The organism is Acidithiobacillus thiooxidans ATCC 19377 (assembly GCF_009662475.1).
Lineage (GTDB): Bacteria > Pseudomonadota > Gammaproteobacteria > Acidithiobacillales > Acidithiobacillaceae > Acidithiobacillus > Acidithiobacillus thiooxidans.
Map to the genome: position 1 here is coordinate 2536660 of NZ_CP045571.1, position 26601 is coordinate 2563260.

At 55.5% G+C, this 26601-nt stretch carries 28 protein-coding genes and 1 tRNA gene; 7 read left to right on the forward strand and 22 right to left on the reverse strand.

Annotated features, from left to right (window positions below; translation table 11 throughout):
* Nucleotides 1-96 precede the first annotated feature (96 nt).
* The 4 genes from GCD22_RS13390 (at nt 97) to GCD22_RS13405 (ending at nt 1804) form a co-directional block, all read left to right on the forward strand.
* Complete coding sequence (locus GCD22_RS13390; RefSeq protein WP_081577333.1) at nt 97-702, forward strand: hypothetical protein; 606 nt, start codon at nt 97-99, stop codon at nt 700-702.
* Nucleotides 703-942: 240 nt separating this feature from the next.
* Nucleotides 943-1278, forward strand: a complete 336-nt coding sequence (locus GCD22_RS13395) for a hypothetical protein (protein ID WP_153940829.1) — start codon at nt 943-945, stop codon at nt 1276-1278.
* Nucleotides 1279-1280: 2 nt separating this feature from the next.
* Nucleotides 1281-1595 carry a hypothetical protein gene (locus tag GCD22_RS13400; RefSeq protein WP_153940830.1) on the forward strand — a complete coding sequence of 105 codons (315 nt, stop codon included), beginning with the start codon at nt 1281-1283 and terminating at the stop codon, nt 1593-1595.
* On the forward strand, nt 1592-1804 hold the full coding sequence (locus GCD22_RS13405; protein ID WP_153940831.1) for a hypothetical protein: 213 nt from the start codon (nt 1592-1594) through the stop codon (nt 1802-1804). Before GCD22_RS13400 ends, GCD22_RS13405 begins: the two co-directional genes overlap by 4 nt.
* A gap of 264 nt (nt 1805-2068) precedes the next feature.
* Here GCD22_RS13405 and GCD22_RS13410 read toward each other — a convergent pair.
* From GCD22_RS13410 to GCD22_RS13510, 21 genes are all read right to left on the reverse strand, one after another.
* Nucleotides 2069-2160: transfer RNA gene (locus GCD22_RS13410), tRNA-Ser, on the reverse strand.
* A 91-nt stretch (nt 2161-2251) separates the two neighbouring features.
* A complete protein-coding gene (gene secF / locus GCD22_RS13415) occupies nt 2252-3202 on the reverse strand; it encodes a protein translocase subunit SecF (protein WP_031570261.1) in 951 nt (316 codons plus the stop codon).
* A 9-nt stretch (nt 3203-3211) separates the two neighbouring features.
* A complete protein-coding gene (secD, locus tag GCD22_RS13420) occupies nt 3212-4996 on the reverse strand; it encodes a protein translocase subunit SecD (RefSeq protein WP_081577332.1) in 1785 nt (594 codons plus the stop codon).
* A 9-nt stretch (nt 4997-5005) separates the two neighbouring features.
* On the reverse strand, nt 5006-5341 hold the full coding sequence (gene yajC / locus GCD22_RS13425; protein ID WP_010642072.1) for a preprotein translocase subunit YajC: 336 nt from the start codon (nt 5339-5341) through the stop codon (nt 5006-5008).
* Between the two features lie 41 nt (nt 5342-5382).
* Nucleotides 5383-6498, reverse strand: coding sequence for a tRNA guanosine(34) transglycosylase Tgt (gene tgt, locus GCD22_RS13430; protein WP_081577373.1), 1116 nt, complete (start codon nt 6496-6498; stop codon nt 5383-5385).
* Nucleotides 6498-7541, reverse strand: coding sequence for a tRNA preQ1(34) S-adenosylmethionine ribosyltransferase-isomerase QueA (gene queA, locus GCD22_RS13435; RefSeq protein ID WP_081577331.1), 1044 nt, complete (start codon nt 7539-7541; stop codon nt 6498-6500). Before queA ends, tgt begins: the two co-directional genes overlap by 1 nt.
* A 12-nt stretch (nt 7542-7553) precedes the next feature.
* Entirely contained in the window at nt 7554-8879 is a 1326-nt protein-coding gene (locus GCD22_RS13440; RefSeq protein WP_081577330.1) for a hemolysin family protein, read from the reverse strand.
* Between the two features lie 41 nt (nt 8880-8920).
* Nucleotides 8921-9514: a CBS domain-containing protein gene (locus GCD22_RS13445; protein WP_081577329.1), complete on the reverse strand. Its 594-nt coding sequence runs from the start codon at nt 9512-9514 to the stop codon at nt 8921-8923.
* 63 nt (nt 9515-9577) lie between these two features.
* The gene (locus GCD22_RS13450; RefSeq protein ID WP_024894243.1) at nt 9578-10795 is read right to left on the reverse strand and encodes an O-succinylhomoserine sulfhydrylase; all 1218 of its coding nucleotides are present in this window, start codon (nt 10793-10795) and stop codon (nt 9578-9580) included.
* Nucleotides 10792-12237 (reverse strand): amidophosphoribosyltransferase, encoded by a 1446-nt coding sequence (purF, locus tag GCD22_RS13455; protein ID WP_081577328.1) that lies wholly within the window; start codon nt 12235-12237, stop codon nt 10792-10794. Before purF ends, GCD22_RS13450 begins: the two co-directional genes overlap by 4 nt.
* The gene (locus GCD22_RS13460; protein ID WP_035218281.1) at nt 12227-12745 is read right to left on the reverse strand and encodes a CvpA family protein; all 519 of its coding nucleotides are present in this window, start codon (nt 12743-12745) and stop codon (nt 12227-12229) included. Before GCD22_RS13460 ends, purF begins: the two co-directional genes overlap by 11 nt.
* A complete protein-coding gene (locus GCD22_RS13465; protein ID WP_176211998.1) occupies nt 12721-14013 on the reverse strand; it encodes a bifunctional folylpolyglutamate synthase/dihydrofolate synthase in 1293 nt (430 codons plus the stop codon). The genes GCD22_RS13460 and GCD22_RS13465 overlap by 25 nt, the downstream gene beginning before the upstream one ends.
* A gap of 9 nt (nt 14014-14022) precedes the next feature.
* Nucleotides 14023-14907: an acetyl-CoA carboxylase, carboxyltransferase subunit beta gene (gene accD / locus GCD22_RS13470; RefSeq protein WP_081577327.1), complete on the reverse strand. Its 885-nt coding sequence runs from the start codon at nt 14905-14907 to the stop codon at nt 14023-14025.
* Nucleotides 14904-15719 carry a tryptophan synthase subunit alpha gene (trpA, locus tag GCD22_RS13475; RefSeq protein WP_081577326.1) on the reverse strand — a complete coding sequence of 272 codons (816 nt, stop codon included), beginning with the start codon at nt 15717-15719 and terminating at the stop codon, nt 14904-14906. The genes accD and trpA overlap by 4 nt, the downstream gene beginning before the upstream one ends.
* Entirely contained in the window at nt 15716-16915 is a 1200-nt protein-coding gene (trpB, locus tag GCD22_RS13480) for a tryptophan synthase subunit beta (RefSeq protein ID WP_010642088.1), read from the reverse strand. The genes trpA and trpB overlap by 4 nt, the downstream gene beginning before the upstream one ends.
* Nucleotides 16916-16924: 9 nt before the next feature.
* Nucleotides 16925-17536, reverse strand: a complete 612-nt coding sequence (locus GCD22_RS13485; protein ID WP_081577325.1) for a phosphoribosylanthranilate isomerase — start codon at nt 17534-17536, stop codon at nt 16925-16927.
* Nucleotides 17537-17607: 71 nt separating this feature from the next.
* Nucleotides 17608-18435, reverse strand: a complete 828-nt coding sequence (truA, locus tag GCD22_RS13490; RefSeq protein WP_176211997.1) for a tRNA pseudouridine(38-40) synthase TruA — start codon at nt 18433-18435, stop codon at nt 17608-17610.
* A 1-nt stretch (nt 18436) separates the two neighbouring features.
* A complete protein-coding gene (locus GCD22_RS13495; protein ID WP_081577324.1) occupies nt 18437-20797 on the reverse strand; it encodes a motility hub landmark protein FimV in 2361 nt (786 codons plus the stop codon).
* A 66-nt stretch (nt 20798-20863) separates the two neighbouring features.
* Entirely contained in the window at nt 20864-21886 is a 1023-nt protein-coding gene (locus GCD22_RS13500) for an aspartate-semialdehyde dehydrogenase (RefSeq protein ID WP_081577323.1), read from the reverse strand.
* 13 nt (nt 21887-21899) lie between these two features.
* Nucleotides 21900-22970 carry a 3-isopropylmalate dehydrogenase gene (gene leuB, locus GCD22_RS13505; protein ID WP_010642099.1) on the reverse strand — a complete coding sequence of 357 codons (1071 nt, stop codon included), beginning with the start codon at nt 22968-22970 and terminating at the stop codon, nt 21900-21902.
* Nucleotides 22967-23524, reverse strand: a complete 558-nt coding sequence (locus tag GCD22_RS13510; RefSeq protein WP_153940832.1) for a hypothetical protein — start codon at nt 23522-23524, stop codon at nt 22967-22969. The genes leuB and GCD22_RS13510 overlap by 4 nt, the downstream gene beginning before the upstream one ends.
* 78 nt (nt 23525-23602) lie before the next feature.
* Here GCD22_RS13510 and mobA point away from each other — a divergent pair, with 78 nt between their 5' ends.
* The 3 genes from mobA to moeA are packed head-to-tail and all read left to right on the forward strand — an operon-like array spanning nt 23603 to nt 25923.
* Complete coding sequence (gene mobA, locus GCD22_RS13515; RefSeq protein WP_024894254.1) at nt 23603-24193, forward strand: molybdenum cofactor guanylyltransferase MobA; 591 nt, start codon at nt 23603-23605, stop codon at nt 24191-24193.
* Nucleotides 24190-24684, forward strand: a complete 495-nt coding sequence (mobB, locus tag GCD22_RS13520) for a molybdopterin-guanine dinucleotide biosynthesis protein B (RefSeq protein ID WP_081577322.1) — start codon at nt 24190-24192, stop codon at nt 24682-24684. The genes mobA and mobB overlap by 4 nt, the downstream gene beginning before the upstream one ends.
* Nucleotides 24685-25923, forward strand: a complete 1239-nt coding sequence (moeA, locus tag GCD22_RS13525) for a molybdopterin molybdotransferase MoeA (protein ID WP_081577321.1) — start codon at nt 24685-24687, stop codon at nt 25921-25923. It abuts the gene before it with no gap.
* 20 nt (nt 25924-25943) lie between these two features.
* Here moeA and GCD22_RS13530 read toward each other — a convergent pair whose 3' ends face one another.
* Complete coding sequence (locus tag GCD22_RS13530; protein ID WP_010642108.1) at nt 25944-26579, reverse strand: phospholipase D family nuclease; 636 nt, start codon at nt 26577-26579, stop codon at nt 25944-25946.
* Nucleotides 26580-26601: the final 22 nt, after the last annotated feature.

Consider the following 26601-nt stretch of genomic DNA (forward strand, 5'->3'; position numbering starts at 1 on the left):
TGTGTGGTCTAATTGAACATACCACACGCCACTGGGTTTCATTTCAACTGGGATGCAATATCTTGGCGCTGTCTTATACCCATTAAAGAGGCTCGTATGAAAACTATTCCGGCATTACTGGCGGCGCTTTTGCTGTTGACTCCAGAATTAGTTTTTGCAGCAGGGATAACTGCTCCAAAATCAGGAGGTTTTCAGTTTACAGGTCAGCAGATAGTTGATCGGTTACAAGATGATATGGCTCACCCCGCGAGATACACCGGGTTATTTGATGGCCCAACTAAGTCTGGACGCGTTGGTTCCATTACAAATTGCAAAGGGATTGGTCACCGTGCCAGTTCTGGAATGTACACATGTGATATTACGGGTGTGACTGTTGGTACAACCGTCAACGTCCAGGTGGATGTCTTGCATACGAAGGTCATGTCGGTGATTCTTTCCGTCCAGAACGACATTCCTGCCAACTCTGGACTTACAGCAATTACTGCGATGATGCTCGAAGGGGCTGTTGTACAAGCGGTGGACCCCCTGGCGCAACAGCACGGTATCTCAAATAAAACGCATGAAGAGTTGATTATGGCTGGATTGTCACCAGGGCCAAAATTAAACCTTAGGAGAGACGTTCGAGCCGATGGCTTAACCTTTGAGCAAAGAATGTACTCAGGCGACCTAGTCCTTGATGTGCACCCAACCGGAGGAAGTTGACAGTATCCATAACAGCGACTAATCTCATGTCCATGGTGCTGAAAACACCTATAGGCGGAACTCCGCCCCGTCAGACTTGCGGGCTTTTTTATGCCTGTTGCTCAGCAATAGGCTCGTCCTCGATGGCCGGGGGTGGCCGGAATAAAATACCCGCGAGGGAAATACGTCCGGTGCACCTATAGCACTTTTCAGCCCCTGGCCGCCTGAGTCTTTCAGGCACTTTGCACAGAGGGCTTAATCATGGAAAAAACACAGAATCGTACATACGGCGAGTTCGGCACCCGGTTATTCGATGCCTATCACGTCTCCAAAAACCCGGAAGGACTGACAGCCGGGCAACTGAACGGCCATCTACAGGTTGCCAGAGAAACTAATTATGGCCTGTTCGCGAACATAAACACTTTGGGGCAGATACTCATGCATACCCCAGACAATAGAAACGCCTGGGATGAAAGCACGCTGTCTGATTTTGGGTCTCTGCTGGCTTCTCTTGGCAACGTCGGGTGTCTCATTGATGGAATCAGCGAAGATTTGCAGCACCATATCAATACACTGAACGCGAACAAGGAGGCTTAATCATGCATTACACACCATGTCATGAAACGATCTACAAAGCGCGGGAAGCGGCCAACCATCCCGATGGACACACCACGGAGGATCTGGCTCGCTTTGCAGATGCTATGCGCTCAGCCAATTTGAGTCTGTGGAACTCGGTCAGTGCCATCAGCCTGGTAATGATAGAATCCAAGGACAACATAGATATCTGGAACGAGGGCACCCTTTACGGCATTGGCGAAGGCCTGGCCGTGTTCTCCGATTTGGCAATGGGTATCAGCTTTACGCTGGACTCGCTCACCAATGAAATGACCCGGCGCAGAGGGGGTGCAAAATGATTATCACCGCAGCCGACCATGCCGAAGGCCTACAGAACCGAATTAACCGTATCCGCGTTATGGTGCGATTACTGACCACAGACAGCGCATATAACGAGCTTGGCAAGAATGACCTTGCCTATGCCCTGGATGCTGTTGAGAACGCGCTGGAAGATGCCTGTAATTGCTCTGGGATACTTACTGAGATGGTAACTCACGCGAAATCGTGATCAGATACGACCAGGCGACAGCAACCCCTGCACCAGTTTGGTCGGGGGTTTTTCTTTGTCTAGCTCTGTTACAGTAACGATACCCAAACCAAAAATGTTGAGAAATGTTAACATTTGCTCTCGCGTAGATGTTTGTGGATCTCTGATCGTCTGGTTGCTGCTACGGTATTGCCCGAACCAGAACCAAAAGTAAGACGAAAAGAAAGACGCGGCCAAGCTGGAAAAATTAAAGCCCCTCAAAATCAGGGGCTTATTAGCAATGCGTGGCGGAGAGGGTGGGATTCGAACCCACGTGGGGCTATTAACCCCCATCCGATTTCGAGTCGGCGCCGTTATGGCCACTTCGGTACCTCTCCGTGGAGGCATACATTAAGCTTTCGTGCAGTCTTCGGCAAGTCTTTGTATATCCTGTTTCAGCCGCTGCTTGCCAAGAGGTCCGGCCTGAACTTACAAACGTGCTCCATCATTACGGTCTTTGGAGCTGATGAACTGGCGTTTGAGAACATGCTCGCGCTTCAGTCCCAGCCATAAGGCAATAGGACTGGCAACAAAAATGGAGGAATAGGTACCGACCACAACGCCAATTACCAGGGCGGTAGCAAAACCATGAATCACCGGTCCCCCGAACAGAAACAGGGAGAGGGCCACCATGAAGGTAATAAAACTGGTGATGACTGTTCTCGACAGGGTTTCATTTATGGCCACGTTAAAAACCTGCGCGACGTCGCCACTTCGGGAGGCGCGCAGATCTTCACGCATCCGGTCAAACACCACCACGGTATCATTGAGCGAGTAACCCATGATCACCAACAAGGCCGCAATAACTGTCAGCGAGAACTCTTCCTGGGTGATGGCAAAAAATCCTACTACCAGAATGGGGTCATGGAGCATGGCCAATACACCACCCACAGCAAAACGCCATTCAAAACGAAATCCGACATAGATCAAAATACCCAGGGTGACAATAATCAGGGCCATGATGCCCTTATTGCGCAGTTCCTTGCCGACTTCCGGGCCCACGTATTCGGTGCGACGTAATTGCACGTTGGGATAAGCCGCCTGATTTTTCTGGAATACCTGAAGAATTTTGGTACCGACGGCGCTGCTTTCGCCCGGCTGTGTACGCAGACGAATCAACAGATCACGATCGCCACCAAAGGTTTGCACCACCACATTATGAAAACCGGCAGTGGTCAGGGTACCGCGCACTGCGCCTAAATCCGGGGTTTTACTGAAGGCCAACTCCACCAAAGTACCACCCGTAAAATCAATGCTGTAGTTTAGCCCACGCACAAAAAATACGACTACTGAGGCGACAATCAACAAGGCGGATATTCCGAGGAATATCCGGCGCCTCGACATGAAATCCACATGGGTACGGGCTTTGAATAATTCCATGATGCGGCCTCAGATATACAGTTTTTGAATGCGCCGCTTACCGAGGACGCGTTCGATAATACCGCGACTCATCATGGTCGCAGTAAACATGGAGGTAATGACCCCGATAGTCAGCACCAGGGCAAATCCCTTGATGGCACCGGTACCAAACTGGAAGAGCACCAGCGCGGCGATCAACACCGTAATATTGGAGTCCACAATGGTGGCAAAGGCTTTTTTGAACCCGGCATCAATGGCGGCACGGACACTCATGCCATGGCGCAGTTCTTCGCGGATCCGTTCAAATACCAGCACGTTCGCATCGACGGCAAGACCGATTTTCAGAACAATACCCGCAATACCCGGCAGGGTCAGGGTGCCGCCCATCAGGGAGAGCACGGCCAGAATGGCGAGAATATTGACCAGAATGGCCAGATCGGCAATCAGACCAAAAGCCCGATAGTAAATGGTCATGAAGGCCACCACGAAAATCATGCCGAATACCACCGCCATGACGCCATCATGAATGGAATCCTGCCCCAGAGTAGGACCGACCGTGCGTTCCTCGGAAATGTGAACCGGCGCAGGTAAGGCACCTGCGCGCAGTTCAATGGCGGCATTACTGGCCGCTTTGAGATTGGCAAATCCGGTGATCTGGGCTCTGCCGCCCGTGATGGCTTCACGAATCACCGGTGCCGTAACCACCTTGTTATCGAGCAGAATGGCCATGCGCTTGCCCACATTTTTGCTGGTCAGATCGCCAAAAATCCGGGTACCGGCATTATTGAAACTGACGTTGATAATGGATTCGCCGTTATTGTTATCCACGCCGGCACTGGCATTACTGAGATAACGACCCGTCAGCACCGTATCGGTATACAACACATAGGGTGAATTATGCAGACCATAATACAGGGCGGTTCCCGGCGGAAGTTGGCCCTTGAGGGCATCTGCCATGTTGGCCTGATCATCCACCATCTTGAATTCCAGCTGGGCCGTAGAACCAATGATCGATTTGGCACGCTGGGTATCCTGAACACCGGGAAGCTGCACGGCAATATGCTCAACGCCCTGGCGCTGAATCACCGGCTCAGATACGCCCAGTTCGTCAATACGGTTACGAATCACCACAATGGCCTGTTGTAAGGCGTCGTCTTTCATTTTCTTGGCGGCATCGGGCGTGATGGTGACGTCGATTATGCCCTTGGGTTGTACGGTGACGGCATAATCGGGGTATTGCTGGGCAATCACTTTTTGCGCTTCCACAGCCAAAGCCGGACTGGCCATTTCGATGGCCAGAGCATCAGGCCCCGTAGTATTCACAGCCAGATATTGCAGATCCTTGTGACGCAGAAAAGTGCGCAGGCTGCCACTATCCTGCTCCAAAGCGTGTTTGATGACCGCATCGGTATCCACGCGCAGGAGCAAATATACACCGCCGCGCAAATCCAGTCCGAGGTTTACGGGCTTGCCCCCTACGGATTTCAGCCAGTCGGGCTCGGCGGACATTTGCGACAGAATCACCTGGGCGTTGGCCGGAAGCTTATTCTGCAACAAAGTTTCGGCCAGCCCCTGGGCATTGTCGTTGGGAAAAAAGAATGTGCTGCCCTGGGCATCACTACGGACGCTGCTCACCGGAATTTTGGCGTCCTGGAGCCAGCCTTGCAGGGTCGTTACGGGCGGAATGATCGTTCCGATCGGGGCGCGGACTTCCACGGCAGCATGCCAACCGTAAAAATTGGGCAGTGCATAAAGCAGCGCAGGTATGACAACCAGGAGAATGATCAGGTACTTCCACCACGGATAACGGGTCATGAACAGGCCTTAAAGTTTTTTCAGAGTCCCTTTGGGAAGCAACAAGGTGACCGCCGCCTTCTGGACTTTTACGGTAACCCCTTCAGCGACTTCAATGTGCAAGTATTCGTCGCCCAGTTGCATGACGCGCCCGGCGAGGCCGCCGACAGTAACTACTTCATCCCCCTTGGAGATGGAAGCCATGAGCTGGCGTTGTTCCTTGGATTTTCTCATCTGCGGACGAATCATCATAAAATAGATAATTGCCCCGAAGACCAGAATATAGACAATCATGATCAGTCCAGAGTCTGAACCACCACCGGCTGCAGTTCCGGCATAGGCATTGGCAATCGGTGAAAAACTCATTATTCACTCCTGATCAGGTTTGCGGGCGCCCATTGTAGCCTTTAGGCGTCAATGAGGGAACTCGCGGTACGACGTTGATAAAATTCCTTTCGGAAGGCCTCCAGACGGCCCTGGACAACAGCCTCGCGCAGTCCTGCCATGAGCTCCTGATAGTAATGGAGGTTATGTTGGGTATTCAGGCGCGCGCCCAATATTTCATGGCTACGCTGCAGATGCCGCAAATAAGCCCGGCTGTAATTGCTGCAGGTATAGCAGCTGCATTCCGGATCCGGAGGGAGTGGATCTTTTTCGTAACTGGCGTTACGGAGCTTGAGAATGCCGTTGCGCGTAAACAGCCAGCCATTGCGGGCATTCCGGGTCGGCATGACACAATCAAACATATCCACGCCCCGGTACACCCCCTCTACCAGGTCTTCCGGCGTGCCCACACCCATCAGGTAGCGGGGTCGGTCGCCGGGCATCTGCGGCATGAGATTTTCCAGTACCTCCATCATCTCGGCCTTGCTTTCACCCACCGACAGACCACCCACGGCCAAGCCCGGAAAATCCAGTTTCTGCAAACCTTCCAGAGAACGCTGACGTAAATCGCCATACATTCCACCCTGGACAATGCCAAACAACTGACCGGGACCCTGATAAGCCCGACGCGAACGTGCCGCCCAGCGCAGGGAGAGTTCCATGCTGACCCGTGCTTCCTCGTAGGTCGCCGGATGCGGCGTGCATTCATCAAAAACCATGGCAATATCCGAACCCAGCACGGCCTGAATCTGCATGGACTCTTCCGGTCCCAGAAAAACCTTGTGACCATCCGTAGGCGCACGAAATTCCACACCCGCTTCACGGAGTTTGCGCAGTGCCCCGAGACTGAACACCTGAAAGCCGCCAGAATCGGTCAGGATGGGGCGGTCCCAGTGCATCATTTTATGCAGGCCGCCGAGGGCCGTGATGACTTCCAGACCTGGGCGCAGAAAAAGATGAAAGGTGTTACCGAGAATAATGTCCGCACCGATGGCTTTCAGTTCTTCCGGGGCCATGGCCTTGACGGTGCCATAGGTTCCTACCGGCATGAATGCCGGAGTTGGAATATCTCCCCGGGGCAAGTGGACAATACCGCGCCGGGCTGCACCATCCCTGGCCAGACATTCAAAAATACCCATCAGGGCAAGCACCGCGAAAGCGCTGCAGGGGTAATGAACATGGCATCTCCATAACTGAAAAAACGATAGCGGGCGGCAACCGCATGCTGATAGGCGGCGAGCATACATTCAGTACCGGCAAAAGCACAAACCAGCATCAGCAGCGTGGACTCGGGCAAGTGGAAATTGGTCAGCAGTGCATCAATCACCTGAAATTTTTTGCCGGGATACAAAAACAGGCGGGTTTCACCCACGTAAGGACGCAAGGTGCCGTCCTGTCCGGCGGTTTCCAGGGCCCGGCAGGCTGTTGTCCCTACCGCAATCACCCGTCCGCCCCGGGCTTTGGTAGCTGTGATGGCTGCCACGGTGTCCGGGGAAACAATCAGGGTTTCGGCATGCATCTGATGTTCTTGAACCTGCTCGCTGCGGACCGGCAAAAAAGTCCCCGCCCCCACATGCAGGGTCACAAAACGGCGCTCCACGCCTCGGGCATCCAACGCCTCCAGTAAGCCCTGATCAAAATGCAGTCCGGCCGTTGGTGCGGCGACTGCTCCCGGTTTATCGGCATAGACTGTCTGGTAACGTTCCTGATCACGGGCTTCGGGAGCACGGTGAATGTAGGGGGGCAACGGCATGCTTCCCTCAGATTCCAGCACCGCCAACCAGGAGGCCTGGTGAAGGCGCAGGCGGACATCCATCCCGTCTTTTTCCAGCACCTCCGCACGATCGCCCTGCGCCAGTTGTAACATCATGCCGGGTCGCAAGGCTTTGGAAGATTTGGCCAGAAACCAGCCTTCATCCTCCCCCAGCAGACGATCCAGCAACAACTCGACGGCTCCACCGGTTTCCTTGTGGGCATGCAGCCGGGCCGGTAGGACCCGGGTATCGTTGAGAATCAGCAAGTCACCCGGATTGAGGCATTCTGGCAACGCACGAATCCAGCTATCCTGCCATTGACCGGAATTACCATCAAGCACCAGCATCCGCGAGGCGCTGCGCTCTGCCAGTGGCTCCTGGGCAATGAGTTCCGGGGGCAAATCGTAGGTAAAATCACTTTTCAGCATCTTGTCTCTTTTTCAGGAAAACCAGTCCGACTCATCATTCTCAGGATGCGGGATGACTTGCACCTGGGTAATACGCGGGCCTTTTTTGCGCAATACCAGAACATCAAAATCGGGAAACGCTACTCTTTCACCTTCTTCCGGAACCCTGTCCAGTTGGCGCATGACCAGCCCACCGATGGTATCTGCTGCATCTTCGTCAATATCCCGATCCAGACAACGCTCCAGGGAATAGAGGGACAGGCTTCCTGAACCCACCCAGCTACCATCCAGGCGTCGCTGCCACTCCTTGCGCTGATGGCGGAATTCGTCGGGGATAACGCCGAGCAGACTTTCCAGAACATGATCCAGCGTCACAAAACCGGTGATAGTGCCTAGGTCATCCACCACCAGCGCAAAATGCGGATGACCGGAACGAAAATGGCTCAGCAGGTCCATGGCGGGCATGGCTTTATTGACCGAAGGCAAGGGACGTAAAAGACTTTTGAGATCGCCCAGATTATCATGGCGCACCATCTGCGCAAAAGCGTCTTTCACATGCAGCAGACCGATCACATGCTGGCGGTCGCCCTCGCAAACCGGGTAACGGGTAAAACGATGGCGCAACATCATTGCCCGGGTTTCTTCGGAACTCTCTTCGCGCATCAGGCAGATCATGTCTGCTGCGGGACGCATCAAATCACCGGCTGTCAATTCATTGAAGTCCAGGGTGCGGTCGAGAATATCACCGGTGCGCTGACCCAGGGTTCCCTGAGCCTGGCTGAGGGCAAGAATCATCGCCAGTTCATCCCGGGAATGCGGCGCATCACCGGCATGCTGATCCAGACGTAGGGCGAACAGGCGCAGCACCATGCGTGTTGCCCCGTTGAGAACAAAAATGGCGGGGTACATCAGCCAATAGAAGGCGTAGAGCGGAGCACCCGTCCACAGAGAAACGGCTTCGACTTTACGAATGGCCAGGGATTTAGGTACCAACTCGCCAATCACAATAACCACGAATGAAACCAGTGCAAATCCCACTGCCAGGGCGATGGAATGGAGCAGAGTCGGGTCCCGAACCCCGAAAAACCGGAACACCGGCTCCAGTAGATGCGCCATCGCGGGCTCACCAATCCAGCCAATGCCCAGGGAGGCAAAGGTAATGCCCAGTTGCGTGGCCGAAAGATAAGCATCCAGACGCGCATGCATCCGCACCAGAATGCGCCCACGCAGCCCGTGTTCCTGGGCCAGAGTACGCGCATGGGTGCTGCGCAGGCGGACCAGGGCGAATTCGGCCGCCACAAAGAATCCATTGAGAAAAATCAGGAGGGCTGCCAGTAGCAGCCCGTTTGCTTCAGTCACCGGGGCAGACCCCCACCTGCAGCACTTTGCTCGGAATGTGTTTAGTCATCACTGGCGATGAGTTGCTCCAAACCCGCAAAACTTTGCACCACATCATTACTTTGCAGGGTTACACCCAGCTGCCGGGCAATCTGGCTGATGGAAAAAATTCCACGTATTTCAAATCCATGCGTGGTTTCCTCACGCACCAGGGCATGCTGACGACCCGCCTTGCGCAAGGTGAGGACAATATCCCCTACAGTGGAGCGTTCTACCTCGGGAAAATCCAGCACATCAATTTGTCCAAGGGGCACCATGATATTCTGGACCTTGATGTCATCACGGGCGATATGGTCTTCTGCAGCCAGCCGAACCGGCTTTTCCCCCATGATGTCCCGGGCCGTAATCAAGCCGACCAGGGTCCCCAAATCATCCAGAACAAATAACAGGCGTACGCCCACATGAATCATGCGCTGCATGGCCTGATCAATAGTGGACTCCGGCTTGATGGATGCAGCCGGGACGCGGCGCAGATCCGTCATACTATTCAGTGCGGAGTCTTCCGGCTTGAGACTCAGGGGCAAACCATTATCAAACAGACAAATGCGGGTATCCGGCTGGAGGCCGTAACGTTGTAAGGCACGGAATCTTGTCATCTCTTTTTCTCCGTCAGTTTAATGATAGGAAAACAACTCTCTGTAAACACAGCATAGCGCAAATCAGACAGCGCTATTTGCGGCTGCAAAACCTCGTAGCAAATCATCCCGTAGATCATCTACATGTTCCAGACCGACACTGATGCGCAGCAAACCATCGCCAACACCGGCAGCAGCCCGGGCTTCAGGACTGACCCGGCTATGGGTTGTGCTGGCCGGGTGGGTGATGGTGGTTTTGGCATCCCCCAGATTGGCGGTCAGGGAAAGCAGACGCAGGCCATTGACGAAAGCCCAGGCTGCTGCCTGCCCACCTTTCAGATCAAAGGAGAGGATGGCACCTGGACGCTTTTGTTGCTGCGCGGCCAGGGCATATTGCGGATGCGTTTTCAGGCCTGGGAAATACACCTGTTCCACTTCCGGACGGTTGTCCAGCCACTCGGCCATTTGCTGGGCGTTCTGACAATGCTTTTCCATGCGCAAAGCCAGCGTTTCCAGCCCTTTAAGCTGCACCCAGGCATTAAACGGACTCAGGCTGGGGCCAGCTGTGCGCACAAAATTGCGGGGCCCATTATTCAACAGGGCGTTACTGCCGCACACGGCACCACCTAGAGTCCGGCCCTGCCCGTCCAGATATTTGGTGGCAGAATGTAACACCAGATCGGCCCCAAACCGGAGGGGTTGCTGAAGTATCGGCGTACAGAAACAATTATCTACTACCAGCCAGGCGTCGTGTTGATGCGCCAGATCGGCCAAAGCCGCCATATCGCCAATCTCCGTCAAGGGATTGGAAGGGGTTTCCAGAAACAGCAAGCGGGTTTCCGGACGAATGGCGGCTTTCCAGGCCTCTAAATCCGCCAGGGGCACAAAGGTGGTTTCCACCCCGAAACGTCCGAGAATGCTGCTGAGAAACTGTACCGTCGTCCCGAAAATGGAACGCGATGCGACGATATGATCGCCGGCCTTCAATAACCCCATGAAGGCCGTCATGCAGGCGGCCATCCCTGAAGCGGTCGCCACACAAGCCTCAGCACCCTCCAGGGCTGCCAGACGCTCTTCAAAAGTGCGCACCGTCGGATTGGTAAAACGCGCGTAAATATTTCCCGGGACTCGCCCGGCGAAACGCTCGGCCGCTTCTTCAGCAGAGTCGAATACAAAACTGGAAGTCGGGAAAATGGCTTCGCTATGTTCCTGTTCCTGGGTTCGATGAATGCCCGAACGAATAGCGAGGGTTTCCGGACGCAATTGCGCAGTCCAAGCCGCATCCTGATTTTCTGAACTCATTTCACCTCCTTGAGCAGGTGCAACTGACGGGAGCCATGTCCTTCAGGGGTAGGCAACGGATAGTCGTCACTGAAACAGGCATCACAAAATCCCTGAGTGCGCGCACCGACTGCTTCGTACAGGGCGTCCAGACTGATATAGCCCAAGCTGTCCGCCCCGATGATTTTCCGCACTTCCTCAATACTATGCTGGGCAGCAATCAATTGGGAGCGGTCCGGAGTATCAATACCGTAATAACAGGGCCCCGTCGTCGGTGGTGAACTGACCAGAAAATGTACTTCACGGGCCCCGGCAGCGCGCACCAGGTTGACAATTTTGGCGCTGGTGGTGCCGCGCACAATCGAGTCATCCACCAGAATGACGCGTTTACCACGGAGAATATTGGGTTGGGCATTGAGCTTGACCTTGACGCCAAAATCGCGGCCACGCTGGGCGGGCTGGATAAAGGTGCGGCCGACATAATGATTACGGATCAGGCCCAGTTCGAAGGGGAGACCGGAAGCTTCTGCATAACCCATGGCCGCAGCAACACCAGAGTCCGGCACGGGCACCACCAAATCGGCCTCACGCGGGTGCAGATGGGCAAGGGCCCTGCCAATCTGCTTACGCGCCGAATACACATGAGTGCCATCCAGAACGCTATCGGGTCGCGCAAAATAAATGTATTCAAACACACACATTCTGCGTTCGACGGGGGCAAAAGGCCTGCGGCTTTCGATGCCCTCCTTGGAAATAATGATGAGTTCGCCGGGCTCAATATCCCGGACAAATTCAGCACCCATCAAATCCAGGGCGCAGGTTTCGGAAGCCAGCACAAACCCCCCGGAATCAATCAGACGACCGAGAACCAGGGGACGAAAACCCATGGGGTCGCGCGCGCCGATCAGGCGGGTTTCGGTCAGGCAAACCAGGGAATAAGCACCCGAAACCTGTTTCAGTGCAGCAGCGAGACGGGTTCCCGGGTCGTCTCCGGGCACTCGCGCCAGCAGGTGGACGATGACTTCCGTGTCCATATCCGTATGAAAAATAGCGCCTTCCTGTTCCAGCCGAAGACGTAATTCATCGGCATTGACCAGATTACCATTATGCCCAACGGCAAAAGCACCGTGCCGGTAATTGATAAAAATCGGCTGAGTATTCCTGAGCACAGAACCGCCCGCCGTGGAATAACGCACATGGCCAATGGCCTGCTCGCCGGGCAGCTGGCTGATCTGTTCCAGACCAAACACATCCGCCACCCGTCCCATACCGCGCTGGACAAATAACTTGCCCTGATCTTCCGAAACAATACCGGCAGATTCCTGACCACGATGCTGCAGGGCGTATAGCCCCAGATAAGTCAGATTGGCGGCTTCCGGGTGCCCGAAAACGCCGATCACTCCACATTCATCATGGAAATGATCATCTTCTATCAATTGTTCTTCCCAACGTTCAGTGTGCAATTTTCTGCGACTCCAAATAGGACACGGCTGGCGCCGTCAACGATTGTGACCAGTGTTTTATGGGCTCCTGCGCCAGCCAGGAGTTTTTCCACCAGGACTCATGGGACAAATCCGAAGATTGTACCAATGTGACCAGAATGGCGATCAGCACCAAGCCCCGCAGGAATCCGAAAAAAGTGCCCAGAAACCGGTCGGTGGCTCCAAAGCCAATGCCGTATAATAACTTACGCACCACAAAAGCGCACAGGGTTCCAACTACCAGACAGGCAAAAAACAGGATAAAAGAAGCTAAGGGTACCCGCCATCCGACAGGAATATCATGGGACAACTGGGGCGCCAGCCAGCTCCCCCCCCAGGTCCAGGCTACATAAAATCCACCAACCCAGGCCGCCAATGAAAAAAATTCGCGAACCATGCCCCGAAACAGTCCCCACAGGGCGGATAATACGACCAGCCCGACAACGACAATATCCAGCCAGTAATTCACACGCTGGTACCGTCCAGCCATTGCCGGGGCAACTGCTTGACCAGATGAAATGATCCGAAGCAGACAATGCTGTCATCGGCTGTCAAAACGGAACCCAGTGCATCAAGAGCGGTTTGCATGTTTTCCTCAATTTCCACATGAGCAGCGCCCATTTCCCACAAACATTTCTGCAGACTGGCAGCACTGGCGGCACGTGGCGTATCGGTTATTTCCAGAACATGCCAGACTTCTACACGCCTGAGCAAGTTTTTCAGGGTACCTGCAACGTCTTTATCGGCGAGCATGGCCACTACGGCATGGCAGCGCCCGCCCTGGCCCTCCAACAGCGTTGCCAATTGTGCCACTGCCTGAGGATTGTGGGCGACATCAACAATCAGACGCGGACCGTTTTCTCCCCAAGGCCGTAACATCTGTGCCCTGCCCGGCAAATCTGGCCGGATTGACCAATGGCTCAATGCCGCAGCGGAAACGGGTAATTTTTTTTGCAAAAACCAGACGGCGGCCAGGGCGAGGGCCAGGTTCTGCCATTGCGCAGCAGCGGGCCAGAGCGGTTCCGGTATTGCCAGGGTCTGGCCGAATCCCCACCAACGGCGGGCCTGTGCATCAAAGTCGAAATCCCGACCGAGTAATTGTAATGGCACCTGATGTTGCGCTGCTGTTTCCAGCACGGAGGCGCAGGGATTTGCAGCATCTCCGTAGAGAGCCGGCACATCGGGCCGAAAAATTCCGGATTTTTCCCGACCGATGGACAGTCGATCCGGGCCCAGCCAGTCCTGATGATCCAGATCTACCGTAGTCAGCACGCTGCAGTCCGGATCAAAAGCGTTGACAGCGTCCAGTCGCCCACCCAGTCCGACCTCCAGTATGGCCAGATCCACCTGCGCCGCACAGAGAATTTTCACTGCAGCCAGGGTCGTGATTTCAAAAAAGGTCAGGGCAATGCTTCCGGCAACGGCCGCAATGTCATCCAGTGCAGCGTCCCAGTCGGACATCGAAGCAGATGTGCCATTCAGCCGCAGACGTTCGTTAAACGACCAGATATGCGGGCTGGTATAGGCGGCTACCCGGTAACCGGCCTGTCGATAAAAAGTCTCCAGACAAGCCACCGTAGAACCCTTGCCATTGGTACCGGCCACGGTAATGACCGGCATCGGCAAACGCGCAGGCAAATCCAGCAAAGCCATGGCCGTCCGCATACGCTCCAGACCCAGGACAATCCGTTCCGGCGGGCCGGCCATGCGAATCACCTGATCACTGAGGGCATCCGTCGACGCCCTGCTCTGCAGCACGATCAGCTCCTAGGGTTTGCTGCTGGACTGGGTCAGCATCCCCAGTATTTCACCGATCACCGTGCGCAACTGGCGGCGATCCACAATCTGGTCAATAGCCCCGTGTTCCAGCAAATACTCCGAACGCTGAAAACCAACCGGCAGCTTTTCGCGGATCGTCTGTTCGATGACGCGTGGCCCCGCAAAGCCAATGAGGGCCTTGGGCTCGGCAATCAGCACGTCGCCCAGGGTCGCGAGGCTGGCAGAAACCCCGCCCATGGTGGGGTCCGTCAGCACCGAAATAAAAGGCAGTCCGGCCTTGGCCAGGCGTTCAACGGCTGCCGAGGTTTTGGCCATCTGCATCAGTGACAGCAGACCTTCCTGCATCCGGGCACCGCCACTGGCTGAAAAACAGACCAATGGACAGCGATCTACCAGGGCGGTTTCTGCGGCCCGGGCAAAACGGGCGCCGACCACCGAACCCATGCTCCCCCCCATGAATTCAAAAGCAAAAGCGGCAACCACCACCGGACGCCCCTGCAGCAGGCCGCGCATGACCACCAAAGCATCTTTTTCACCGGTCTTGGTCTGGGCTTCCTGCAAACGCTCCTTGTAGCGCTTCTGATCTTTGAAACGCAGGGGATCAACGGGGACATATTCCTTGGCAATTTCCAGGCGCGGTTCTGCATCCAGGAAAAAATCCAGACGCTGCCGGGCCGTAATGCGCTGATGATGACCACAATTGGGACAGACAAACAGATTTTCTTCCAGCTCGGTACGATACAAAACCGTTTGGCAGGTGGGGCACTTGGACCAAAGCCCTTCGGGTACCGTGCGCTTGTTTTCCGCCGCTTGCGGCTCTGGATTAGGGTTTTTCTTGATTTTGGGGGGTAATACCCGGTCAAACCAGCTCATTGAACACTCCGGGGTTTTTGTACGGCACCCGCCAACGCTTGAATAAAGTTTTTGGCCACCTGAACGGCTGCCTGATCATTGCTGCAATCGGCCAGTTGTTCGACCAGGGCACTGCCTACCACTACGGCATCCGCACCTTGGGCAACCCGGGTCACTGTCTCGGCATCACGAATTCCAAAGCCGATGGCAACTGGCAAAGCCAATTCCCGGCGCAATTCACCAACCCGTTTGAGGACCTCGGGCCAGTCAGACTGCGCAGCCCCGGTAATGCCCCGCAAGGAGACATAGTAGACAAAACCGCTGCCCAGTTCGCGGACCGTCTGCACCCGCGCCGCGCCACTGGTGGGAGCCAGCAGAAAAATGGGGTCCACACCACAGGCCTTGAGCAAAGCTGATTCCTCGCGGCCCTCTTCGGGGGTGAGATCGACAATGATAACCCCATCCACGCCAGCCCCTGCCGCCAACTCCGCAAAGGTCGCCATACCCATGGCTTCGAGCGGATTCAGATAACCCATGAGGATGACCGGCGTCCGTTGATTGCTGCGCCGGAATTCGCGGACCCACTCCAACACCATCCGCAACTTGACGCCACGCCCGAGGGCGCGCTCACTGGCCCGCTGAATACTGGGTCCATCTGCCATGGGATCGGAAAAGGGCATGCCCAACTCAATCGCATCCGCTCCGGATTCTACCAGGGCATGCATGAGGGGCACGGTTGCCGTCAGGGAAGGATCGCCGGCGGTGATAAAAGGGATAAGGGCCGCCCGATTTTTCTGCTGCAACTGCGCAAACATGGCCGCTAGACGACTCATAAATGAATACCCTCCAGAGCCGCAACCGTGTGAATATCCTTGTCACCCCGGCCCGATAAATTGACGATAATGGTCTGATCTGAACGCATGCCGGGCGCGATGGCAAAGGCATGGGCGAGGGCATGGGAGGTCTCCAGGGCCGGAATGATGCCTTCCGTGCGGCACAGTTCGTGAAAGGCCTGCAAGGCTTCCTGATCTGTCGCTGCCACATATTCAGCACGACCAATGTCTTTCAGGTAGGCGTGCTCCGGCCCCACTCCCGGATAATCCAGCCCTGCCGAGATCGAATGGGTGGGCAGAATCTGGCCGTCTTCATCTTCCATGAGATAAGTGCGATTACCATGCAACACCCCCGGGCGCCCCGTGGTCAGTGGTGCAGCATGCTGGCCGGTACTCAGGCCCAGCCCCCCCGCCTCCACACCGATCAGACGCACTGACTGGTCATTGATGAACGGGTAAAACAGGCCGATGGCATTACTGCCGCCGCCCACACAGGCGACGCACACGTCCGGCAGGCGACCAGTCAGTTCCAGACACTGAGCCCGCGCTTCATCACCAATAACCCGATGGAAATCCCGGACCATGGCAGGGTAAGGATGGGGGCCTGCTACGGTACCAATAACATAAAACGTATTATCCACATGGGTGACCCAGTCGCGCAGGGCTTCATTGAGCGCGTCTTTCAGCGTGCGGGTGCCACTGGTTACGGCCGCCACCTGTGCACCCAGCAAACGCATCCGGAAAACATTGCTGGATTGCCGTTGAATATCTTCTTCACCCATATACACCAGACATTCCATACCATAACGGGTAGCTACCGTCGCAGTAGCCACGCCATGTTGCCCGGCTCCCGTTTCCGCAATGACCCGCTTTTTGCCCATGCGCCGGGCCAATAATGCCTGTCCCACGGCATTATTGATTTTATGCGCGCCCGTATGATTCAGGTCTTCCCGTTTCAGATAAATCTGGGCACCACCCAGTCTGCGGGAGATGCGCTCGGCGTGGTACAAAGGATTGGGACGCCCGACAAACTGCCGCAACTCACTGTGTAATTCTGCGCGAAACTCGGGATCAGCCTGAGCTTCCTGATAAGCCTGGTTTAATTCATCCAGTGCCGGAATCAGCGTCTCCGCCACAAAACGCCCGCCATAAGGTCCATAATGTCCCGTTGCATCCGGAAGTTCATAGTTGTCCATATTTTCTCCTCAAAACCCTTGCAGTTGGGCCATAAACTGCACCATTTTGTCATGATCCTTGATACCCGGCGACTGCTCTACCCCACTGCTGACATCCACCGCATAGGGGCAAGCCACGCGGATGGCTTCCTGCACATTGTCGGCACGCAAACCACCCGCCAGAATCAGGGGCTTGCCCAAGTCCGGCAGTTTCCACCAGGCAAAACTCTGTCCGGAACCACCCCAGTGTCCAGCTACCGCACAATCCAGCAACAAGCCCTGAGCGTCAAAATAATCATCAACCGGGCGGCGCAAGTCTTCTTCTCCTGAGACACGCAAGGCTTTTAGATAGGGACGGCCAAAACGCCGACAGAAATCAGGCGTTTCATCTCCATGAAACTGGAGAGTATCCAATGGACAGTCATCCAGAACCCTTTCTATGCCAGCCGGATCAGCATTAACAAAAAGTCCGACCGAACTCACAAAAGGGGGTAATGCCTGAAGTATCTCCCGAGCCTGGGAAACTGATACCGCACGCGGGCTTTTTTCATAAAACACCAGGCCAATGGCATCTGCGCCAACTCGTGCCGCCGCTAGAGCATCACCCACATGCGTTATGCCACATATTTTCGCCCGTATCATCAGCGCATTCTAACACTGCCATCGGGATAAACCCACATCCACAGCTATTACTGATGCTGGATGGCAGGCCTTCAAGTACCCGTCAGAAAACCGGGATCCACCGCATCGACGGGCAAAGCGAATTCATCCGGATAGCGCGGTGCAACAAAATACAGGCCTCCAGGCGGGGCGGTGACTCCGGCCTGACAACGATCCCGGCTGGCAAGGACCTCTGCCGCCCATTGTGGAGACTGATCGCCACGGCCAATGGCTATCAAAACGCCCGCAAGGTTACGCACCATATGGTGCAAAAATCCATTGGCTTCGGCATCAATACTAATCAGGTCACCACGCTGGCTGACCGTCAGGCGATGTAAACTGCGGACGGGACTATTGGCCTGACACGATGAAGCCCGAAAAGCAGAAAAATCATGGGTACCCAGTAGCAAGTCCGCCGCCACCTGCATGGGTTCAATGGCTAGCGGACTGTACACCCAGGCGGTGTGATGGCGCCATAACGCCGATTTTTCCCGGCGATTTAAAATCACGTAGCGATAGCGTCTGGCCGTTGCCGAAAATCGGGCATGAAAATGCGCCGATACCGGCTGCGCCCAGCGCACTGCCACGCCATCTGGAAGGTAAGTATTGGTGGCCCGCAGCCAGGATTCTGCAGAACGCTGCACGGGTGCATCAAAATGGACCACCTGGCACAGCGCGTGCACGCCCGTATCGGTCCGCCCTGCCACAGTGACCGGAATAGCCGTCCCGGCCAGACGACTGAGGGCCTCCTCCAGAGACTGCTGCACGCTGGCCTGACCCAACTGACGCTGCCAGCCACAAAAACCGTTGCCATCATATTCAACGCCCAAGGCCCAGCGTATGCCGGGCCTTGGGGTATCTGCCAGAATGTCAGGGGACAAATTACAAGTCTTCGAGCATTTTCTGGGCTTCTTCGCGCTGAGCACTACTCCCTTCCTTGCTCACCTCTTCGAGAAGGTCGCGCGCCGATTCACTGTCTCCCATTTCGACATAGGCTTTGGCCAGATCCAGCTTGGTCCCGACTGCATCCCAGTCTTCGGCTGCAGGACTCGTCTCCTCAACAATGGCCGGCTTGGGCATTTCGCGAAGCGCTTCAGGCTCGGGATCGAGTTCCCTGGCAGGCACAGCCGGAGCTCGCTCTTCTTCAAAAGGTGACAGCCCGAAAGAGAATGGCAGCGTATCTTCCGCACTCGGGGCTTCGGCCTTGGGTGCCTCGGGAGTCGGGATGGGCTCATGACTTGCAGATTCCCCCTCGCCAGTCACTTGTTCAGCATGAAAATGTTCTGCATCCATCAACCGGAATTGTTCATCAATATCCTGCAACAAGCGGTCTTTTTCATCGGCAGGAAAGGATTCGTCCGCAGCAGACGCAACCTGCCCATGGGAAAAATCAAAATCCAGCATATCGTCTGCATCATGTCCAGTGGCCGGAGCTTCTTGCACTTTATCAGCAGGCGTTTCTACGGGAGCCTGCTTGACCATTACGTCCGCCTCGCGTTCATCCTCCGAAGCAAACAAGGCATTCCCCGGAAACAGGCGGGACCCCTGAGCAGCCACTTCCTGCCAGGCGGCGTTATGGGGACCAAAGCGGGCACGCATCCGTTCCGCCAGATCCAGATAATCTGCTCGACGATCCAGAGTGGCATACATATCCAGAAGCTTGACATAAAGCTCCTTGCGTCTGGGATTCTCATCCAGCGCTTCATTCATTACCGTAATGGCCTGTTCGGATTTACCATAAGTCAGGTAGAGATCCGCCTGTTCGATGGGATCAATTTCCATCACATCGTCATGATCTTCGCCTTGCGTTTGCACTGGAGCCAGTTCAGTAACCGGCACAATCTCCTCCACCGCCGCCTCTTTGGAGGCAGGAGTCGGAGTCGGTGCTGGCGTGGAAACGGCTGGAGGAGTTATTGCCGGTTCCGCTGCCGCACTATATGCGGCAGCCGATGCCGGTGCCGGTGCCGGTGCAACAACCGGGGGCTCGGCAACCGGTTTCGATTTGCTACTGTTCAGTGTGGAAAGGCGTTGAGAAACTTCACGCTGACGTCTTTCCGATTCTTTCTGACGGCGCAGCATCCATATAAAGAGGATGAGCAGCAGCAGATTACCTCCCAGAGAAATCAATAGTGGGATGTTGTTGAATAGACTACTATTGGCACTATTGCGCGAGAGCGTAGCCAACTGGACGCCCTGATTGGCCAGTAAACGTTCTTCTGCGCTCAAACGCTGTCCAAGGCCCGTTACTTCACTTTTCAGCTTCTGATTTTCCGTCTGCAGGGCCAGGGTGTCCACTGCCAGAGGCGAACTAGTGGCAGATGCCGTCTCAGCACTGGCAGCTACTGCATTGGCTGGCGCACTGGACAGCACCAGATGCGTAGCACTTTCGGTGGGACTTGTGGAAGCTTTTTGTGGCTGAGCTGTGGAAGCCGCAGCCCCAGAGGTTTGAGTAGCAGGAAGAGGCGCCGCACTTCCCGCTTGACTTTGGGTTGACAACCAGGCTGTAGCCTGAGCCGGAGTCATGGCCTGCACCTGATTCACATTGGGCAAATTCAGCATGCTTCCCGCATACAAATAGGTCGGGTTGGCATTTTTGAAGGCCTGTGGATTGGCCTTGACGACTGCCGACATGACCTGATCCAGAGTAACTGCATTACTGTTGGTGATAGACTGCGCTATATCATACAGAGAGCTGTTTACCGGAACAGGGCCATAACGGTTTACCCGCGACCAACCATGGTACAGTCTAGCGGGTGCGGGAGGCTGCGCCACAGATTCGGTCGCTGGCACACTCGCTGGCGAAATTGCCGACGGGGCAACGGGTGCCGGGCTGAATACCAGGGGCATCGCTGCAGCGGCATTCGCAACACTGGCCGAGTATTCCCGGACTAACTGCCCCCCCGACCAGTTGAGCTGTACCAAAAACTGTAAATTTGGCTGACTCACGGGTAGAGGACTGGAAATCAGAATGGCGGGTTGACTCCCACGCCGCACCGTAAATTGCCAATGCTCAAGGGTCGGAGCCTGTGGCAGATTGATCATGGCAAACGCGCTGTTCGGAGCCAGGCTGGCATTAAGACTGGATGCAGTCTGAGGGGTTACTGATTGGATGGGTATTTCGGCACGAAAGGGTTCTCCGGGGGCAGACAAGACCTGCAGGGATCCCAACCCCAGTGCCTGAGCCAGGCCTGGCAAGAGTAAGCCCATTCCGGCCATGGCCCACAACCAATTCTTTCTCTCCATTGTTATTTCCTCATTTTTCTGTAACGCAAGCGTATTGCAATGGGCCACTTTCAACCCGCAGTGTTCCTATAAATAGTCGCGAATCAACAACTCTGCAATCTGCACACTATTCAATGCCGCGCCCTTGCGAATATTATCGGACACCACCCAGAAATTAATGCCCTTCTCATGGGAACAATCCCCGCGAATGCGCCCCACATAAGTGGTGTCCTGGCCTGCTGCATCCAGAGCAGATGGCCATAAATTCTTCTCCTGATTATCCACCACCGTCACGCCCGGTGCTTTTTCCAGCAAGGCCCGCACGGCCTCCGGGGTAATCGGGTCACGGGTCACCACGTTGACCGCCTCGGAATGGCCGTAAAATACGGGCACCCGCACGCAGGTTGCCGTCAGCGCGATGTCAGGAAGCTCCAGAATTTTTCGGGTTTCCCAAAGCATTTTCATTTCTTCCTTGGTGTAACCGTTGTCCTGAAACACATCAATCTGAGGCAGACAATTGAAGGAAATCCGCTTGGGGAAAATGTCGCAGACAGCTTCTTCGTGGCGGAACAGGGCCATGGTCTGTTGTCCCAATTCTTCAATGGCGCGCTTACCTGCCCCGCTGACCGCCTGATAGGTGGCCACGACCACGCGCTCAATGCCCACGGCATCGGCAATGGGTTTCAAAGCCAGCAACATCTGGATAGTGGAACAATTGGGATTGGCAATAATGCCCCGATTCACATGATCGGCAATACGATGAGGATTGACTTCCGGGACCACCAGGGGAATATCGTCGTCATAACGGTACTGGGAGGTATTATCAATGACGACACAGCCCGCTTCCGCCGCCAATGGCGCAAATTGAGCACTGACTTTGGCGCCGGCAGAAAACAAGCCGATATCCACCTGGGACCAGTCAAAATTGGCCGCATCCTGCACCAGAACCTGCTTACCCCGAAACGGCAGCCGCCCCCCTGCAGAGCGACTACTGGACAACAGGTAAAGCTGATCAACGGGAAACTTGCGCTGCTCCAGGATTTGCAGCATGACTTCGCCGACGGCACCCGTCGCCCCCAGTACCGCCACGTTGTAATGCGTTTTTTTCATGCTTCATTCATCCTTAGAGTTGCAACGCCTTGACCACGGCTTGGCCCATGGCACGGGTTCCGACTACGGCTTCACCGGCTGCAGCAATATCGGCCGTACGCAGTCCATCATCCAGCACTTTCTGAACCGCCTTTTCCACCCGCTGCGCCCATTGTTCAGCACCCAGAGAATGACGCAACATCATGGCCACAGACAAAATCGTGGCGAGCGGATTGGCTTTATCCTGTCCGGCAATATCCGGAGCAGAGCCATGAATGGGTTCATACATGCCCCGCCCTTCGCCCAGGGAAGCCGAAGGCAACATACCGATGGAGCCGGTCAGTTGGCTCGCTTCATCCGACAGAATGTCACCGAACATATTGCCTGTGAGCAGCACATCAAACTGGGAAGGGGCACGAATCAGCTGCATCGCTGCATTGTCCACATACATGTGGGTTAAGTGGACATCGGGATACTCGGCAGCCAATTCAGTCACCACTTCGCGCCAGAGACGGGTGGTTTCGAGCACATTGGCCTTGTCCACCGAACATAATTGTTTACGGCGACCCTGTGCTGCCTTGAAGGCAACGTGGGCAATGCGCCGGATTTCGTCCTCATCATACACCATGGTGTTGTAGGCACGACGCTTGCCGTCCACCAGCTCCACAGCTCTGGGCTGACCAAAGTAAATATCGCCCGTCAGCTCGCGCACCACCAGAATATCCACATCCCGCACCAGCTCCGGACGCAGTGGCGATGCACTCAATAACTGCGGGAAAATTTGTGCTGGACGCAAATTTGCAAACAAATCCAGATTCTTGCGCAGGCGCAGCAAACCCTGCTCAGGACGCTTGGCCGGCGGCAGACCATCCCAGCGCGGGCCACCGACAGCACCTAGAATGACCGCATCGGCCGCCATGGCCAATTGCAGGGAAGCTTCAGGCAAGGGGTCATCGGTCGCATCCAGGGCGGCACCACCGACCAATCCATCGGTACATTGCAAATTCAGGCCTGCAGCCTGGTCCACGGCATCCAGCACCAGTCGGGCCGCGTCCACAATTTCGGGTCCAATCCCGTCACCCGGGAAAATTGCTATTTTTTTCATGCCAGATCCTTTTTCATAACAATACGAATAATAAAGGGGTTTTCTGTTCCCGGATGCGGATTCTCGGGAATATGGGTAAAAGGGTAAGTACCAACACCCAAATCATAGGGATTGGCCTCGGCAATGGCGCATACCTCGGCATCGGCCCCGGCAGGGTCACGGAGGGTAAATTGCAGCCCGGCGACATCCTCGCGCTTGCGGGCCGCATCAATATACATGCGGCGGGTAATTTCACTGTGCAAGACCTTGAAAAATTGCACAACGGTTTCCAGCTCTATGCCGAAACGGGACTGCAGCGCAGCACTTTCTTCCAGACGCCGGGCACTGACCCGGGGTAAATCTCGCAAAAAATCACCATTACGCGCCGTGTTCAGCAGTAATTGCCGCAACTCGGCATTTTCCGGGAGCTTTGCGAAGCCATTGTAATGGAGCACAAACAGTGCTTCGGGCAGCGGCAATTCTGCGACGCGCTCCTGATTGGGAATACCAGCATCCACCACCACACCACGGGGGGGAGCAGTCGGCCCTGACTTGCCCCGCAACCAATCCCACATACCTGCTCCGGGTTTTACTTGCCTGAGAATTGTGGAAGGATAGCATAGGCTTTTATGACAGGGCAGCAGCTAAATAGCATGGACCACCGGCAAACTGTTTCCTCATCGGCTCTTCCACCGCTCCCGATCACCGGATTGATTCTTGCCGGAGGGGCTGGCCGGCGCATGGGCGGGGTGGATAAAGGCTGGGTCCTTTGGCGCAATGCTCCTCTGATTACCCATGCCATCCAGATCCTGCAGGCAGACACTGCAGAAATTCTGATCAGTGCCAATCGTCAGCTCGAAGATTATCGGGCCTTAGGCTACCCCGTTATTTCTGACTCCTGCGCCACTTTTGAGGGTCCACTTATGGGCCTGAGTGCCGGACTGGCCGCTGCCGGTCAGGATTGGGTGGCCAGTATTCCCGTGGACAGTCCGCTCCTCCCCCACGATCTGTTGCGGCAGATGTGGCAGGTAAAAATGGACAAGGATCTGGTCGTGGTGCGCAGCAACCAGCGCTGGCATGCGGTACTCGTCTTATGTCATCGCCGTCTTTTACCCCACCTGCAAGCTTATCTGGATCAAGGCGGACGGCGGGTTCAGGACTGGTTTCGTGATCTGGATTACGCCACCCTGCATCTGGATGAAGCCGTTCTGCACAATTGTAACGCGCCCGAGGATCTGTCATGAAAGCGTTGGGTGTGATAGGATATAGCGGTAGCGGAAAAACCACCCTGCTCTGTGCCTTGATCCCTCTGCTTCGCGCAGCGGATTTACGCATCGCCATGGTCAAATCCACGCATCATGACGTGGACTGGGATACCCCCGGAAAAGACAGTTATCGCCTGCGTGAGGCCGGTGCCGAAACGGTCATGCTCCAAGGCCCCAAACGCTGGTTCACTACCTGTCCGGCGCCGGAAAAGATCACTCTGGAAAGCATCGTTGCCAGCTTGCCTGCGCCTGCAGATTTGCTGTTGATTGAGGGGAACAAGGCTTTGCCCATTCCGAAAATAGAGGTACACCGCCCGGCGCTGCAAAAACCTTTGCTGGCCGCAGAAGATCACCGGATTATTGCCGTAGCCAGCGATGCGACCTTACTCACACACTGCGCGGTACTGGACCTCAATGCCCCTGAAAGCATTGCGCAATTTATTCACCACTGGATACACGAGGAACCCTGAATGGCTCACTGCTGTAGTGATAATGAACATGACCCCATGGCCAAAAGTGTTGAGGAAGCGCGCGCTGCCATTCTTGCCAGCAGCCCGGCCCTGACAGATACCGAAGTTCTGCACCTCAGTGCTGCACTGGGACGGGTTCTCGCTGAAGACATACGCGCACCGCAAGCGGTCCCCGCCTGGCCGAACTCGGCGATGGATGGTTACGCCCTGCGCAGCAGTGACGGCGAAAAGCCCCGACAGCTCATTGGGCATTGTTTTGCCGGACATCCCTTCACGGGTGTTGTCGGGCCTGGTGAGTGCGTGCGCATCATGACCGGCGCCGTCATGCCAGAGGGTGCAGACAGCGTCCTGATTCAGGAACAGGCAGAAATTCAGGATAAAACCATCCTTCCCCAGCAGCACCCGGCACCCGGCGCCAATATTCGTCAGGCTGGCGAAGATCTGCAGCCCGGCGTCGAGGCCCTCCCTGCCGGCACACTGCTCCGACCCGCCCAACTGGCCCTGCTCGCCAGTCTGGGCATTGCCGAGGTCAAGGTTTTTCGACGTCTGCGTGTGGCCTTTTTTTCAACGGGTGATGAACTGCGTCCGCTGGGTAGCACCCTGGAGGCAGGGCAGATTTACGACAGTAACCGGTACGCCCTGCAAGGGATGCTCCAACGTCTCGGTTGTGAAATTCTCGACCTTGGACGGATCCTGGATAACCCGGAGCATCTGGAAAAAACTCTGCAACAAGCCGCAGGCATGGCTGATTTAGTGATCAGCACCGGCGGCGTGTCGGTAGGTGATGCGGATTACATTGCCGAACTGCTGGGACGCATCGGCAGCATCAATTTCTGGAAAATGAACATGAAGCCCGGTCGCCCGCTGGCCTTTGGCCAACTGGGAGAGGCTACTTTTTTTGGGCTACCCGGCAATCCGGTTTCCACCATGGTGACTTTCTATCAGTTCGTGCAGCCCTGCATCCTCAAACGTATGGGGAAAAGCGCCCCCTGGACGCCCACCGTTCTCAAAATACCGCTGGCACATTCCCTCAAGAAAAAACCGGGGCGCACCGACTTTCAGCGCGGCGTGCTGATTTCTGGGGAAAACGGTCTGCAGGTGGCGGGGGTCGGTCAACAGGCTTCGCACATCATGAGTGGACTGGCCCATGCGGATTGCCTGATTATTCTGGCCGCCGAAGCCGAGGGTGCTCCAGCCGGAAGCATGGTGGATGTGCAATTGCTGGAGGGTCTGGTCTAAATTGCTCGTAACAGCTGCCGTCAGTCCAGACCATGACGCGGCTGGTAGCGAGTGGAATGGCTGAGATGAAAGCGGAAATTCTCGGCGTACAGCTTTTGTAGTGCGGGATTTCCCCGAAAAATCAGCAGATTTTCGGCATTCGCCTGTTCTGCCGCTTTGCTGAAGTTGAAACTGCCGGTGATGAGGGTGTCTGCATCAATGACCATCACCTTGTTGTGGGCAATGGCATGCTGATCGTCAATAAATACGGGCACGCCCTGATTGGCAAAAAAGTCCGCCACGGAATATTTCTGGGTACGCTGGCTTTTGTCCAGCACCACCTGAACATCCAGCCCCCGACGTGCCGCCTGCAAAACCGCCTTGGCAATAGGGGCGCTGGTAAAACTGTAGGCCTGCACCCAGACCCGCTGGCGGGCGCCGTCCACGGCGCGGACGATGGCGGCTGTTGCCCCTCCCGGCGGAGAAAAAGCCACTTCGATGCTCCCCTGCGCCGGAACAGTGACTGGCGATTGCGGCATGGTTGCTGTCGCCATGGACCACTGTTCCTTGCCCCAATGCTGGACTTGTTGCCACAGCGAAGCTTCTGCCGAAGCCGGCAATGGATTCAGAAAAAAAGGCAACAAAAGGTATAGCAGGGACTTTTTCATCAAGGTCATGGGATTTACGCTCATCAGGTTT

Excerpts from the sequence above, each read along its gene's own strand:
- GCD22_RS13405 (WP_153940831.1), top strand. The coding sequence starts at position 1,592 with ATGATTATCACCGCAGCCGACCATGCCGAAGGCCTACAGAACCGAATT.
- yajC (WP_010642072.1), bottom strand. The coding sequence starts at position 5,341 with ATGAGTTTTTCACCGATTGCCAATGCCTATGCCGGAACTGCAGCCGGT.
- GCD22_RS13500 (WP_081577323.1), bottom strand. The coding sequence starts at position 21,886 with ATGAAAAAAACGCATTACAACGTGGCGGTACTGGGGGCGACGGGTGCC.
- mobA (WP_024894254.1), top strand. The coding sequence starts at position 23,603 with ATGGACCACCGGCAAACTGTTTCCTCATCGGCTCTTCCACCGCTCCCG.
- trpB (WP_010642088.1), bottom strand. The coding sequence starts at position 16,915 with ATGGACAACTATGAACTTCCGGATGCAACGGGACATTATGGACCTTAT.
- tgt (WP_081577373.1), bottom strand. The coding sequence starts at position 6,498 with ATGGGTATTTTTGAATGTCTGGCCAGGGATGGTGCAGCCCGGCGCGGT.
- leuB (WP_010642099.1), bottom strand. The coding sequence starts at position 22,970 with ATGAAAAAAATAGCAATTTTCCCGGGTGACGGGATTGGACCCGAAATT.
- accD (WP_081577327.1), bottom strand. The coding sequence starts at position 14,907 with ATGAGCTGGTTTGACCGGGTATTACCCCCCAAAATCAAGAAAAACCCT.
- GCD22_RS13450 (WP_024894243.1), bottom strand. The coding sequence starts at position 10,795 with ATGAGTTCAGAAAATCAGGATGCGGCTTGGACTGCGCAATTGCGTCCG.
- GCD22_RS13530 (WP_010642108.1), bottom strand. The coding sequence starts at position 26,579 with ATGACCTTGATGAAAAAGTCCCTGCTATACCTTTTGTTGCCTTTTTTT.
- GCD22_RS13460 (WP_035218281.1), bottom strand. The coding sequence starts at position 12,745 with ATGGCTGGACGGTACCAGCGTGTGAATTACTGGCTGGATATTGTCGTT.
- secF (WP_031570261.1), bottom strand. The coding sequence starts at position 3,202 with ATGGAATTATTCAAAGCCCGTACCCATGTGGATTTCATGTCGAGGCGC.
- queA (WP_081577331.1), bottom strand. The coding sequence starts at position 7,541 with ATGCTGAAAAGTGATTTTACCTACGATTTGCCCCCGGAACTCATTGCC.
- GCD22_RS13485 (WP_081577325.1), bottom strand. The coding sequence starts at position 17,536 with ATGATACGGGCGAAAATATGTGGCATAACGCATGTGGGTGATGCTCTA.
- GCD22_RS13495 (WP_081577324.1), bottom strand. The coding sequence starts at position 20,797 with ATGGAGAGAAAGAATTGGTTGTGGGCCATGGCCGGAATGGGCTTACTC.
- GCD22_RS13400 (WP_153940830.1), top strand. The coding sequence starts at position 1,281 with ATGCATTACACACCATGTCATGAAACGATCTACAAAGCGCGGGAAGCG.
- trpA (WP_081577326.1), bottom strand. The coding sequence starts at position 15,719 with ATGAGTCGTCTAGCGGCCATGTTTGCGCAGTTGCAGCAGAAAAATCGG.
- GCD22_RS13510 (WP_153940832.1), bottom strand. The coding sequence starts at position 23,524 with ATGTGGGATTGGTTGCGGGGCAAGTCAGGGCCGACTGCTCCCCCCCGT.
- GCD22_RS13445 (WP_081577329.1), bottom strand. The coding sequence starts at position 9,514 with ATGACAAGATTCCGTGCCTTACAACGTTACGGCCTCCAGCCGGATACC.
- GCD22_RS13395 (WP_153940829.1), top strand. The coding sequence starts at position 943 with ATGGAAAAAACACAGAATCGTACATACGGCGAGTTCGGCACCCGGTTA.
- moeA (WP_081577321.1), top strand. The coding sequence starts at position 24,685 with ATGGCTCACTGCTGTAGTGATAATGAACATGACCCCATGGCCAAAAGT.
- mobB (WP_081577322.1), top strand. The coding sequence starts at position 24,190 with ATGAAAGCGTTGGGTGTGATAGGATATAGCGGTAGCGGAAAAACCACC.
- GCD22_RS13390 (WP_081577333.1), top strand. The coding sequence starts at position 97 with ATGAAAACTATTCCGGCATTACTGGCGGCGCTTTTGCTGTTGACTCCA.
- secD (WP_081577332.1), bottom strand. The coding sequence starts at position 4,996 with ATGACCCGTTATCCGTGGTGGAAGTACCTGATCATTCTCCTGGTTGTC.